10 protein-coding genes are annotated in these 13,965 nt (G+C 37.7%); 3 read left to right on the forward strand and 7 right to left on the reverse strand.

Annotated features, from left to right (window positions below; genetic code table 11):
* The first annotated feature begins 38 nt into the window (after window positions 1-38).
* Window positions 39-1,493, forward strand: a complete 1,455-nt coding sequence (locus CEF18_RS14255; RefSeq protein ID WP_110937083.1) for a carbon starvation CstA family protein — start codon at window positions 39-41, stop codon at window positions 1,491-1,493.
* A 135-nt stretch (window positions 1,494-1,628) separates the two neighbouring features.
* The gene (locus CEF18_RS14260; protein WP_110937084.1) at window positions 1,629-2,180 is read left to right on the forward strand and encodes a D-glycero-alpha-D-manno-heptose-1,7-bisphosphate 7-phosphatase; all 552 of its coding nucleotides are present in this window, start codon (window positions 1,629-1,631) and stop codon (window positions 2,178-2,180) included.
* A gap of 177 nt (window positions 2,181-2,357) precedes the next feature.
* On the opposite strand, the gene CEF18_RS14265 is transcribed toward CEF18_RS14260, so the two are convergent.
* From CEF18_RS14265 to CEF18_RS14280, 4 genes are all read right to left on the reverse strand, one after another.
* On the reverse strand, window positions 2,358-3,683 hold the full coding sequence (locus CEF18_RS14265) for a 2-hydroxycarboxylate transporter family protein (RefSeq protein ID WP_110937085.1): 1,326 nt from the start codon (window positions 3,681-3,683) through the stop codon (window positions 2,358-2,360).
* Between the two features lie 363 nt (window positions 3,684-4,046).
* Window positions 4,047-4,754: a response regulator gene (locus tag CEF18_RS14270; RefSeq protein WP_110937086.1), complete on the reverse strand. Its 708-nt coding sequence runs from the start codon at window positions 4,752-4,754 to the stop codon at window positions 4,047-4,049.
* On the reverse strand, window positions 4,747-6,372 hold the full coding sequence (gene dcuS, locus CEF18_RS14275) for a DcuS/MalK family sensor histidine kinase (RefSeq protein WP_223292309.1): 1,626 nt from the start codon (window positions 6,370-6,372) through the stop codon (window positions 4,747-4,749). The genes CEF18_RS14270 and dcuS overlap by 8 nt, the downstream gene beginning before the upstream one ends.
* Window positions 6,373-6,582: 210 nt before the next feature.
* Complete coding sequence (locus CEF18_RS14280; protein WP_110937087.1) at window positions 6,583-8,580, reverse strand: beta-galactosidase; 1,998 nt, start codon at window positions 8,578-8,580, stop codon at window positions 6,583-6,585.
* Between the two features lie 447 nt (window positions 8,581-9,027).
* Here CEF18_RS14280 and CEF18_RS14285 point away from each other — a divergent pair, with 447 nt between their 5' ends.
* Window positions 9,028-9,165 (forward strand): hypothetical protein, encoded by a 138-nt coding sequence (locus CEF18_RS14285; protein WP_223292310.1) that lies wholly within the window; start codon window positions 9,028-9,030, stop codon window positions 9,163-9,165.
* Window positions 9,166-9,441: 276 nt separating this feature from the next.
* On the opposite strand, the gene CEF18_RS14290 is transcribed toward CEF18_RS14285, so the two are convergent.
* From CEF18_RS14290 to CEF18_RS14300, 3 genes are all read right to left on the reverse strand, one after another.
* Complete coding sequence (locus CEF18_RS14290) at window positions 9,442-11,028, reverse strand: Na/Pi cotransporter family protein (protein ID WP_110937088.1); 1,587 nt, start codon at window positions 11,026-11,028, stop codon at window positions 9,442-9,444.
* A gap of 14 nt (window positions 11,029-11,042) precedes the next feature.
* Complete coding sequence (phoU, locus tag CEF18_RS14295; RefSeq protein WP_110937089.1) at window positions 11,043-11,681, reverse strand: phosphate signaling complex protein PhoU; 639 nt, start codon at window positions 11,679-11,681, stop codon at window positions 11,043-11,045.
* 166 nt (window positions 11,682-11,847) lie between these two features.
* A complete protein-coding gene (locus CEF18_RS14300; protein WP_110937090.1) occupies window positions 11,848-13,959 on the reverse strand; it encodes a DUF5054 domain-containing protein in 2,112 nt (703 codons plus the stop codon).
* Window positions 13,960-13,965 lie beyond the last annotated feature (6 nt).

Consider the following 13,965-nt stretch of genomic DNA (forward strand, 5'->3'; position numbering starts at 1 on the left):
AGTTAAATAATATGACATACATCAGGGAGACACACACTATGGTAACTTTCTTATTTGCAATTATATTACTTATTGTCGGATACATCGTTTATTCCAAAGTAGTCGAACGAATTTTTGGAATAAATGACGCGCAACTAACACCCGCTTATACGAAATCAGACGGCATGGATTTCGTCCCAATGAGTTGGTGGAAAGGCAGTCTCATTCAATTATTGAATATCGCTGGTTTAGGTCCAATATTCGGGGCCATTTTAGGCGCTTTATACGGACCAATTGCCTTTATATGGATTGTTGTAGGCTGTATTTTTGCTGGAGCAGTGCACGACTATTTCTCCGGAATGCTTTCAATCCGCCATAACGGGGAACAATACCCAACACTTGTAGGAAGATATTTAGGAAAAACAATGCAAGGCTTCATCAATGTTATTTCTATTTTATTAATGGTACTAGTTGCCGCTGCATTCACAGCAGGTCCTGCACAGTTAATTTCAGAAATCACACCACTTAGCTTTATCGTGGCTCTCATCGCGATCTTCGGTTATTTCGTATTAGCCGCTCTTTTACCAGTAAACAAAATTATCGGGAGAATTTATCCGATCTTCGGGGCAATCTTAATTTTCATGGCAGTCTCGATTGCTATCTCCTTACTGTTTTCTGACACATCTATTCCTAACCTAACGTTCGCTAATCTACATCCAGGAGATTTACCGATTTGGCCATTGTTAATGGTAACCATCTCCTGCGGGGCAATTTCCGGTTTTCATAGTACGCAAAGTCCCATCATTGCTAGAACGTTAAAAAAAGAATCGGATGGCAGAAAGGTTTTCTATGGCGCAATGATTGCAGAAGGAGTTATCGCGCTAATTTGGGCAGCTGCCGGCATGACTTTTTTTGGCGGAACAGAAGGCCTTCAAGCAGCTTTAACTGCCGGTGGACCAGCTGGTGTTGTAAATGAAATTTCAACTAGCTTATTAGGAACTCTAGGTGGAATTCTTGCTATATTAGGAGTTATTATTTTACCTATCACAACTGGAGACACGGCAATTCGTTCTTCAAGAATGATGCTGATTGAACTATTAAGTAAAAGTTTTAAGAAAACGGAAGAGGCTAGTCAGGGAAAAGGAAAATTCATCGTTATTATTGCAACGGTGTTTATTATGATTCCTACTTTCTTCTTATCTACCATCGACTATTCGTTTTTGTGGCGCTACGTCGGGTGGACGAACCAAGTTGTTGCTACAGTAATGCTCTGGACAGGAGCTATGTATTTACTTAAAAATAGTAAATTTCACTGGATATGCGGCATCCCGGCAATTTTTATGTCAGGAGTCGTATGTACGTACATTTTCTATGCACCAGAAGGATTTAGCATGGGATACAATATTTCGCTTGCTATTGGAACAGCGCTCACGTTGATTATTATTGGCTGGTATATAAAACAAATAATCTCGCACAAAAATAATAACTCAGATTCTCAACACACTGCAGCTTAATACTAGATCCATTATGGAAAGCACAAGCTACTAGCTTGTGCTTTTTCACTGTTTTTACTAATAACCGTCTATATCACAAACTGTGAATAAATTAGACGTCGATAGAAAAACTACTCTCAGAGGACTGGTGATTGGATGACGATTGGAATGTTTTTAGACCGAGATGGAGTAATTAACGAAGTACTAAGTCATCGAGTAAAGTTTGTGAACAAACCTGAGGATTTCTATTTATTAGATGGTGTCGGCGAAGCCATTAAATTGTTTAATGAGGAAGGGTTTAAGGTTTTTGTGGTCACGAATCAAGGAGGTATCGGACTTGGTTTTATGGAGGAAATGGCCTTGCAAAATGTACATAAAAAAATGCAGGATGATTTAGCTGTATATGGAGCCGAAATTGATCATATCGCTTATTGTCCCCATAAGCCACACGCTAAGTGTGCATGTCGCAAGCCGAAACCGCAAATGATTACTGACTTGGCAAAAAAATACGATATCGATTTAGAAAAAAGCTACATGATCGGAGATAGAGAACCTGATATTGAAGCTGGAAAAGAAGCTGGTACTCAGACTATCCTTGTTGGAGACCGAAAAGAAAGACAGGCTGATGCTGACATGTACTTTCCCGATCTCCTTGCTGCCGCACAATGGATATGTAACTTAAGAAAAACGCGTAGCGTCTTTTATTAAATACAGCGTGATCTTTAAAGCCACCCCCGAGTAGCACCTACGAAGTGTGTGTAGGTGCTACTCGAAAGGAGGCGAACTTCCCTTGATGCTTGTGTCGTAAAGATAGCTGTCGACTTATACACTCTTATCTTCAAATAATAAGGGGTCTCATTGATTAATGAGAACCCCTTGAAAGACTTATAAAAATATAGGAATGAGCAATCCCGCCAATAAGAGGATCAAGGCTCCGCCTAGTCTTGAAGCAATTTGAGCAAAAGGCATTAATTCCATTCTCTTCGAAGCAGAAAGTACGGCAACGTCACCGGTTCCACCCATGTTCGCCATACAAAGACCAGCAGTGATAGCTGATTCAATAGGGTAGAAACCTACAAATTTACCGACAATACCAGCTCCTATCGCTGCGCCTAGTACGACAGCTCCTACAATAAGGACATATTGTATGCTTAAGGCACCTAGAACTGCATTTAAGTCTGTATAAGCTACTCCAATTCCAAAAAGTAAGGCAAGCGTAAATGTTTTTGCAACGAATTGATACCATTGACTTGCCCCGTCCACGATATTTTTTGGAATAAGGTTGAAGATTTTTGCCATTGCTACAAGAATGATCATTAGAGCATAAGGGTGCAATGGAATAAATCCACCAAGAATGTTCCCACTTACAAAGAAAACCAATGCTGCAAGTAATCCTACGGCTAATTTTTGAATATCAAATGTTGATTCATTCTTCTCCATTTCAAACCCTTTTATTAATTGACCGTTTCCAGTCAAAGAAGGCATTTTGTTACCAAGTTTATTTAACAAACTTGCGAATACGATCGCAAATACATTGCCAAGCGCTAAAGCTGGAACTAGCATAGAAATATAGTAGCTTGGCGGATTGCCAAGGAATTCAGAATAAACTTGTGACATAGGAACGGCTCCTGCCCCCATGCCGCCTCCCATAATTGGCAAGGTAATAACTAGAACTGCATCTTGTAGCGTAAATCCCGACAATGATCCAACGAGTGCCGCCATTCCCATCGCTACAATAACAGCACCAATGATTGGTGCAAAATAGCGGGCTCCGATTTTTACTAATATTTTTGAGTCCATTCCAAGAATGCTTCCCGTAATTAAAGCTGCAATGTAGAAGTCCAGAAAGCCTCCAGTTGTCATGAATCCATCCACAGAAGTCGTTACTGATTCTGGTAAGATACCACTGTAAACTAGATAAGCAGATCCAAATATTGCGACAATAGCGCCTCCGCCAAGAAAATTATTTATAATAGGTGTTCGATCACCAATCCAACCAAGTGTTTCGCCTAATACGATCATCACCAACAGACTACCAATCATGCCTGCGGGAAGATTATCGGTATATATACTAACAATCGTTAATGCTAAAATCACAGCAAACCAGATTATCGGCATATGAAACACTTTAACTGCCTCTTTTGATTTTATCTCATATAAAATATCTTCGTTTTTATGATTTGTAAGTAATTTTTTTGCTGCCTCTACCATTTCACATTCCCCTTTCCGGAAAAGCTTTTTCATTTTTATGTCGTAAGTTTTTTTCTAGAAGGATCACCTATAAATTGGAATCGCTTTCACTGATCTATTTATATCTTAAAGAATGTGACCAAATTGTGAAATGTTTTGTAACTTAAAAAAGGTTTTGTAATTAAAAAAATCAACCGATTGGCTGCTTTTAAGAAAACGATCTATCTTATAGAGGAAGTTCAAATAGGTATGTGCAATGGCTATAAACGCTGCTCGCCTGTTCTGAGAAAACCACTCAGAACAGGCTTAAAACAATGCAGCGGCATAGCTCATTGCTTAAAGGAGTGTCAAAAAGGTAAAAAAACTACCTTTTTGACCCTTCTCTTATAGAAATTTAGAGATGGCCGATTTATTTGATTTTTTATACGTATATAAGTAAGTTGGTCTCCCAACAGGTCCGTATGTCATTCTTTCTCCTAACACACCTATCTCATTTAGGAATTTTAAATACTTCCTCACCGATACTCTTGATATATTACTTTTCTCCGCAACTTCATCCGTTGAAAAAGCTTCTCCTTTCAATTCTTCCATTGCATTAAAAATAACTTGTAATGTACTTTTAGAAAGCCCTTTAGGCAAAAGACTCACTCTTTTTTCTCTTTGATGAAATATTTCGGAATCAAGTACATCCTGATTTAAAGCACCTTGCTTATTTAACAAGTGAAACTTCCCTTTATACGTAGCCAAGGAATGATGGAATCTCTCAAATTCAAATGGTTTAATTATATAGTCAACAGCGCCATTCCTTAATGCTGTCTGGATAGAATCGACGTCCGTTGCTGCGGTAATAAGGATGACATCAATATTTTGCAGTTCATTATCTCTAATATCTTTTAAAAGCTCCAAACCGTTTTTTCCAGCCATATAAATATCCAACAATATGAGATCAATGACAGTCGTTTTTATATACTCCATCGCAGAATCAAAAGAATTAGCGATACCAACTAAATGGAATCCGTCTATTTCTTCTAAATATTGTTTATTGAATTTTGCAACCATGGGATCATCTTCTACTATTAATACATTAATCAATCCCGTTCACCTCAATTTCATAGGGTATGTCCATTGTAAATACTGTTCCTTCCCCTTGAAAAGAATCAACCGTAAAGTTACCACCCAGTTTATCCATACTGTTTTTCACAAGGAACAATCCGTAGCCTCTATTTTTCCCTTTCGTCGAAAACCCTTTTTCAAATATATGTGCTAAGTGCTGCCGTTTGATTCCAGGACCAGTATCTTCCACCTGTAATTTTAGTGATCCTTGATCATAGCTTAACTTGACATCAATCTGGTTACTCTTACTTACCGTTAATGCTTCGATCACATTATCAATTAAATTTCCTAAAATTGTAATCAATTCGTGAGTAGTGTCACTTGATTTTGGAGACGGAATGTCCGTTTCATTTATAATGTTCAACGTTATCCCATTTTCCCTCGCATAACTAAGTTTACCGATCAGAAACCCTGCTAAAACTGGATCTTTTATGTTTCTCGTCACGATTCCTATTTCATTGTTTTTATGATCGACTAATTCGCGTATATAATGAGATAATTCTTCGTAGGACCTATTTCTAACCAACCCGAGTATTACGTGAAACTTATTCATCACTTCATGTGATTGTGAACGAAGCGCTTCTGCATATAATTTCACACCACTTAACTGTTTAGCCATTTCATTCACTTCTGTTTTATCTCTAAAAGTAGAAATAGCACCAATGATTTGATTATCAACAATTAATGGTGTTCGATTAACGACAAATGACATCCCATTTATCGTTAACTCTGAATCAAGTTCGGAGTTCCCGGTTTGTAACACTTCTTCTAAACCATTTCTAGGCATATACTCGGTGATTTCCATTCCTATCGGGTCGTTTTTCAGTCCTGCTTTTGCAAACAATTGTAATCCCGATTTATTAACGAGAGTAATTCTAGCATCTTTATCCACTGCAATAATACCCTCACGCACAGATTGAAGCATCGTATTTCTTTCTTCAAACGTTTTTGCGATTGTAAAAGGTTCTAATCCGTAGAGAATTTTCTTTATGTAATTAGCAATGAGTAAGGCACCGATAATCCCTGTAATGATTCCGAATAGCGATCCTATAATGAGATTTTTATGACTTTCATCCAAGGTTTGCTCTACATTTTCTAAAGAAATCCCCACAGCTACAGCGCCTAATTGCTCATTATCTTCACTCATAACCGGTGTGAATGAACGTAGAGAGGTTTCTAAAGTCCCCTTGGAAATGGAACTGTACTCCTGCCCCATTAAAGCATTCGCTTCATCTTCTCCCTCGAATGGAAGGCCCACCAAATCAGCGTTCGGGTGAGAATAGCGAATCCCATTCATGTCCATCACGACGATAAATAGTACTCCTGAGGTCGACCTTATATCATTAGCAAACACCTGAATATTTTCGGGTGTTTCCTCTGCCAAACTTTGTTGCACCGTTTCTGATTCAGCTACAATTCTAGCTACCGTTAATGCTTTTTCTTCTTGATCATCCATAATTTGATCACTGATCGTATTGCTTACTAGAACATCTGTGATAAATAATGAAATTGCTACTACGATAATAACAAGACATATAATAATTGAACGTAGTTTAAACCTTCTTCTCAGCAATGCATCCACACTCACTCCACTCACCGTAAAATATCGTTAGAATCATTATACAATAGATTATAAATGAAGGTTGTTTTCTATAGAATGGAGCTTTAATTAGAACGAGAAGTACTTGAATCAGCTCCAAGCAACACAGAAAAAGACGGACCCTTTTTAACAAAAGTCCGTCTTTTTCGTCGTTAAATTCATTAGTTAATCAATTTTATGAATGACTTGATTTAACTCCTTCGTTTCTCATCCTTTATTTAATAACGAAAGGACTCGATATTCGTAAGGTCCAATCTCTAGTCGTCCCGCTGAAATCATCTCTTCTGTTAAACGATCCAATGCTTTGACTGGAACGGTCACACTTCCACCTTCTCCATCCATATTGACAATCACCCACGATTGCGTGCCTTCATCATCGATTCGCGGTGCGACAATCGTTCCTTTCGTCACATCCGTTCGCACACTTACTCCTGCTTCTGTTGCATAATGATCTATGAGTTTCATTAATAAGGAATCCCCATCTTCCTCCACAGGTAAAGAACCGATGTGAACTATTTTCCCTTTTCCAACTTTCGATTCTGTTATGAAGGCCTTTCCATCTGAGTTGCCTCCTGCAATCGTACCGACAGTCGTTTGCTCAACATGTTCAAACACCGTACTCCATAACGCTAACGGTGCTTTTTCACCAAATGCATGACCGACTGAGCCGGTTCCATCCATCGGATATGTGTACAACGCTTCGATCCCGGCGATTTCTTCAAGTTCTCCGAGTGCGGCATTTGTATGAATCGTATGCTCTTTCGTTCGTCCACCGCTTAGAGGCCCAACGATCCATGTTCCACCACTTTTCACAAAATCAACTGCTTGCTTTCGATATTCATCTGAAATATACGGCAAGAATGGTGTAAATAATAGCTTATAGTCTTGTAAGCTTCCCTTTTCTGGAATCAAATCTCGATGAACCCCTAAGGAGACAAAATGATTATAAAAATTCGTCACTAATGACCTGAAATTCATTTGCTGGTGAGGCTCCGTTTGAAAGAAAGCCTTTGCTTGATCCGAATACGTTATCGCGATGTCCGCTTGCTGGGGCTTTGTTGCAACCATAAATGGCTCCACTTTCTTTCTCATCTCTTCCACTTCTAAGACACTTTGAAAACCGATCGTTGGCTTCCCCCAAGCACTAATTACCGAACCATGTGGTTGCTCGCACCCTGCTCGTTGCTGTCTCCATAACCAATAACAAAAAGCTTCTCCACCTAGCGCATACGAAGCAATCGCCTCTGCTCGTAAATAACCATTTGCATGCGGACTTGCATAGCTCTCAAGCGAAGCAGCATGTGACGTGCTCGTTTCCATAATCCAAAAGTCTCTACCTTTTTTAAAGTTACGCCACAGATCACAATTCATTAAATAGGATGCTTTATTCTCCTGTGATGCATATGTATCAAACGAAGCAAAGTCTAGATTTTGAAATAAACGTTCATTATCAACTGAAAATGGGAAATTACTATTATGAGTAATCGGGGCGTCTGAATATTGCCGAATAATTTCGGCCTGACTATCAGAAAACTCCGCTATCTTTTCCATAGAAAACTGGCGATACATCGTACTTAATGAAGAATTATGCAAAAATGGAGCAGGACCAGGCTGTGGCACTTGATCAAACGAATGGTAATATTGACTCCAAATCTTCGTTCCCCACGCCTCATTTAGCTGTTCAATCGTTTCGTAGCGCTCCTCTAACCATTGGTGCCATAAAGTACGACATTGCTCACACATACATTCACTCACATGACATTTAAATTCGTTATCAATTTGCCAACCAATCACTCCTGGCAATGAACCAACTGCTTTGGCAATATGTTCTGTAATCTCATTTGCTTTCTTTCGAAAGTACGGATGATTCGTACAAGCATGCTGACGCGAACCATGTCCCATTACGGTGCGGTCCTGACTGACATACATTCGCTCAGGGTGGTTATGAGTGAACCAGATAGGAGGAGTTGGCGTCGGCGTACACATCACCGTCTCGATCCCGTTTTCATGTAGCTTATGAACAATATCTACAAAAAAACGTATGTCGATATTTCCTTCTTCCTGCTCCATCGTATGCCAAGCGAACTCTCCCATTCGCGCTACGTTAATGCCTGCTTCTTTCATGAGGTTAATATCCTCTTCAATCACCTTTTCATCCCAAAGCTCAGGATAATACGCTGCACCATGGTATAGCTTGTTTGCCATATGTATCACTCCAACTTGTTTATTTTATCCCTTAAATTGAATGCGCTTACTTTATTGTGCAATTATTGATTTCAATTACATCTTAATGAACGTAATAGAGTACTAGTAATATCCATCATTTTAAACCTTGCATTCCACATCTATTTAGAAATTTTATCATGTGCAATACATGGTGTCTAATTAAGAAAGCTCTAAAAACCTTTGATAATCAACGGAAATGAGCTCTCATTAATTATAAAATTTCTAAATTGAATTCTTATTTTTAAAGGCTCAATTTGTCCGCAATACTCACATTGTTTATGGCAAACTAAATATGTAGGGGACGGCAGTTAATTTATGAGGGCCCCGCGGGGCCCTCATAAATTAAAAAACGCCACTTGCTAACTTCTCAAAATAACTTTAAACTCCTCGTTGGACCAACAACGTTTGACAGGAGGATATTAGGAGATGTTAGAAGTGACTCAGATAGATTATATCAGACGCGAAGTGAATCAGAAAGGCAATAATTATTCCAGTGTAGCTACCAGGGTGGAAGTAGACCCACGTACAGTAAGGAATATGCCAATCAAGAAGAGTTTGAAGTGAAGTTGCCACAAAAGAGGAGCAAGAGTGATGGATCCAGTGAAACCTATCATAGATAAATGGCTTGGTGAAGTTTAGAGCCCTTCATTAACTGGGTAAAGCATATTTGGCAATTGCACTTTCAAACACTTTATTTCACTTATTGCCTTATGGCTATTCTCATATTTTTATAACTTCTGTGAAATGAAGTTTATTTTCTAGCATAATTAACTACCCCTCGTTTGATTAACCCGCTCGAAACATTTTTTGAAAACTATCACTTAATTTTTCCTCAATATGTTAAACCATTCCAATGACTGTATGGGAAATATCAACACTATGATGATTTACTCGTAATAAATCATTGATAACGTCTACATAAATGGAGCTTAAACGACTGCTTTCATTTTCACCGTGATAGAAATGCTGAAACCTCAACTCCTTTTCTCTCCGCAAAATCATTGGATTCCGATTAATAACTTCCATAGCTATATTATTATCATTTTCTTCAAACGCTTTAACAGCATGAGAATAACTCTTGTAAACTTCTTTATATAATTCATTAATTCCATTTATTTCCCATTCATTTAAACTCGATGATGCAGTCTCTAACTTAATTGTCGTATGGGCAATTTGTTGTAAAGCATCGGAAATTCCTTCTAAATCATTATTAATATAAAGGTATTTAAGACTTTCATTTGATTCTTCATCCGATAAATCTTTTTTCGTTATTTTTTGCAAGTAATGATAGTTACTTCTATATATAACATCTATTATTTTCTCAGTTTGAATAATAGATTGTCTATGACCTGCATTTCGTTCATTTAATAACATATAAAAGTCGTGAAACATCTTTTTATCTAATACGATCGCCATATGGCCCAATTCTTTTCTAACTTGAATAAGTGCCACAGTAGGAACCTCTAAACTACCTTTATCTAAGTATTTAATATGCTTTGGAGTCTTATCTTTTATAGATATTAATATAACCATCCAATCTGCAAATTTATTACAGAACGGTAACAAAATTAGCATATTAACAATGTTAAAGATTGAATGTCCATACGCTATCTTACGTTCTATGTCCCCTCCAATCATGTCTAATACATTTACCAAAATAGGAGTTAATGGTAGAAAAAATAAAACCCCTATGACCTTAAATATGGCATGTGCAACGGCTGTCCGTTGTGCATCCTTCGAAGCATTAATGCTTGAAACTAAAGCCGTGACAACTGTTCCAATATTAGCTCCGTATACAATGGCTATTGCAGCTTCCATCGTTAAAGACCCACTAGCTGCTAGGGTCATTGCAATGGCAATAGTCGCAGCACTATTTTGTACGATTGCCGTAAAAACTAAAGCAATTAATATAGTGATGATAAGATTGTCCGTTAAATAGACAAAAGCACCCGCAAACTCTGGGTTCGTTTGAATTGGAAGCATTGCTTCTGTAATAATTCCCATACCAAAAAAGACAAATCCAAATCCTAATAATATACTCCCAATAGATTTAGACGATACTAAGAAGACCAATACTCCTAAAGCAATAAATATTAAAGCATAGTCTGTTATATTAAAGGCAATTAGTTGCACTGTCACGGTTGTTCCAATCGCAGAGCCTAACATAACCCCCATCGCTTGTCGCAACGTCAGTAAACCGGCATTTACAAAACCAACAACCATTACTGTTGCAGCGCTTGAGGATTGTAAACCAGCTGCTAACACCATTCCTGCAAAAGCTCCTAAGAATTGATTTTTCGTTACCCTACTTAGAAAGTTCTTTAAATGACTTGAAGCTGATTTTTTCAAACCCTCACTTGCGATATACATTCCATAGAGAAATATACCTAATCCACCTAACACCCCCATAATTAATTGTACAATCACTTTAAACCCTCTCCCTAATCATTACTTTTTTCATGTAAACGTACCACATTCACAATATGGTCAGCTCCACGCTCAAGGTATCGATTAACCATTAATAAATGAACTAACGACTCAATTTGCTCATTGTCACGTCTCATTTCTGCCACGATAAACTTTTGATTCGCATCAAAATAACGATCTACTTCCTCCTCTTTTTCCATAATGAGTTGCTCTTGATCATTACTACTTTTTCTTAACATTTGAATACTTTCTTCCAACATTTTTGAAGTAAGACCGCTCATTTCTCTAAACACAATATATAGCTGTGATGCCTTATTAACTTTTATAAATTGGCTAATTTCAACAATATTTACAGAATGATCTCCGATTCGCTCAAGTTCACGAGAAATTCTAATCATTGTTGTTAACACTTCAAGCTCTCTTGGAAACGGAGGTTGTATTGTAATTAACTGTAAAATAGATGATTGTATTTTATTATCAAAGTCATCTACTTTTTTATCTATCTGAATGACTTCATTCTCTATGTCTTTTTTCTCGGAAAATATCGATTCAACAGCTAAGTTCATTTCTCTGTTAACCAACTCACCCATCTTTAACATTTGTCTTTGTATATCATCAATAGCAACCGTAAAAGTTTTTAATTGTCCCTCCATTGTTTTTTTACTCCCTTCTAAAATATTAAAATCCTCATGAATATAATGCTTTATATTATCACTGCTATCAGCTGAGAACTATACAAAAATAGACTAGCTTTCGCCAGTCTATCAAGTTTCTACTAAGTCATATTTTTCTACTGATTTATCAAAGTTCACCGTTTTTTTATGATTGATTTGAATCCAGAACTAGTTTAAATCGAAATTTTGCATCTTCCTCATACCACATTGGAAAGTTCGTTCCCCATATGTTATTGTGTAAGTTCACATGCATTCCACCATCTAATGAAGCAAAGCGGTTATCAAAACGCAATAATTTACGTTCGCCTGGGCAAACTAACGCTGCATCGCTTGTATTGATTGTCATAGTTCCATCAGTGCCCTCATATAACATCCCTTTATCAACTGCATGCAAATTACGATTTCCATCTTTTACAACATTTAATGGTGATACATAAGAACCCAGTTTATGAATTTTCCAATGATTCGAATTGTCAACTATTGGCGAAAACGAAAACCAACTGGCCTCAGGTAGTCTATTGGCATCTTTGTTCTTCCAATACAACTCAATATCTATTGCATTCAAAAACTTGCAAAAAGAAAATTCAACAATCAGTATTTCAGGTGATCCAAAATGAAGAACAGGATATTCAGGCATCTTCAAATTCAATTGAACCACATCAACTTTCTTGCTACGCTTCAACTGAAGTGAAGTTACTACTGGTTCATATAAGGAATGTTCTGCTTTTGGTTCGGCATATTCAAACCCTGGTTTTCCATAATCAGAGTCAGACCAAGAGTGTGTCTTTTTTAAATTACTCATATACGTTCTAAACCAGTGATCATAATTTTCCGGTCCAAAAGTTTCATATGAAAACAATCCAAGTCTTTGTTTTTCATCAGCCCATACTTTACCTGTTTTGTCTACTAATGAACAGATTGCACCATTTACATCAAAAGCAACTTCAAAGTTTCCAAGATGATAGTTTTCTCTTATTTGTAACTTTTCCATATCTTCCAACTCTTGTGGAGGTGTTCGTAAATTAGCTAATACTTGCTCAGCCTCTTCCTTTTTCACTTTCTCTAATCCATCAATAGCTTTTTGCAGATAGTTTCGTTGCTCTGCCCAGGAACTTTCAAACTGTTTATAACTAAAACCATTTTCCTTGTGCTTGAATAATCCTTTAGAGTGTTTGTCTCTCTCATCCATGGCAAATGCACCTATGTAATTATATTTATTGATGATAACATCCTCGTTTACATAATCGTTCGCCCTTGCAATAGTGAAATCAGGTTTTGAGTAGTTTGTGAAATCTGGCAAGTGTTTTTTTAAATCCATACCCCACGTGTGTTCCGCAACGAGAGATAAATTCTCACTTAACACATCATACTCTTTAGAGTTTTTATCAAGGTTTCCTTCACTCAACCACTTCAATCGAAGACGCAAAATTTCACGATAGCCTGCTAATTTATACGGGTCGGTCCCGGCACCGTGAATCCATGTATCACCTATTTCCTCAGTAATAATAGGCAATGTATCCTTGACAGCTAACAACTTTTCGGCGAAAGCATCCATTGTAGAAGCTTTTATATCAGCATTAGGAAAACGCTCTTGCAACTCTGCGAACTGGTTGGCGATTTCTTCTCTAGACGAAGGTCCACAGTTATCACCTGTATGCGCAAACACTAAAACATCCTCCATACCATCGACTTGAAGGATTTCGCCATAGTTATCTGCGTAATTGACAATCACTTCTGAACCACACGGCGCCATCCAGCGGAACAATTTTGGAACCTTTGGTACTTGAGACGCTGGGTTTACACCGAGATGTAAATACTTTATTCCGTGCTCTGCAAGTTGAGGAACCATCGAGAGCGTATGCCCTGGTACATCCGTCATTTTCGCAGCAATGGTTGTTCGACCAAATTCTTTATCGAGATTATTAGAAACAGAAAGACTGTATCCCAAAAGCTCTTTATCCATCAGCTCTGTATGCGTTGTAAAGGGTAATCCATGCCAAGTAATGTGGCCATCTTTAATCGCCTTCTTCATCTTTTTCTGTTCAGTGATCGATGTGGTTTTCAAGTAATGCTGAATGAGCCATGAACCTGTCGTCCACAAATACCTTTCTTTTCCCCCTGAAGCTTTTAATTCTTCCGCAAGGTCAATCGCCTTTGGAATATACTGGGCAACGTATTGATCAATAACACTTTCAGCTAGATCAGTAAATCCAATGTCTAAATGTGTTTTGAAAACTACGTGAACTGTTCGAATCATTTATTT

The organism is Salipaludibacillus neizhouensis (assembly GCF_002886185.1).
Taxonomy (GTDB): Bacteria; Bacillota; Bacilli; order Bacillales; family Salisediminibacteriaceae; genus Salipaludibacillus; species Salipaludibacillus neizhouensis.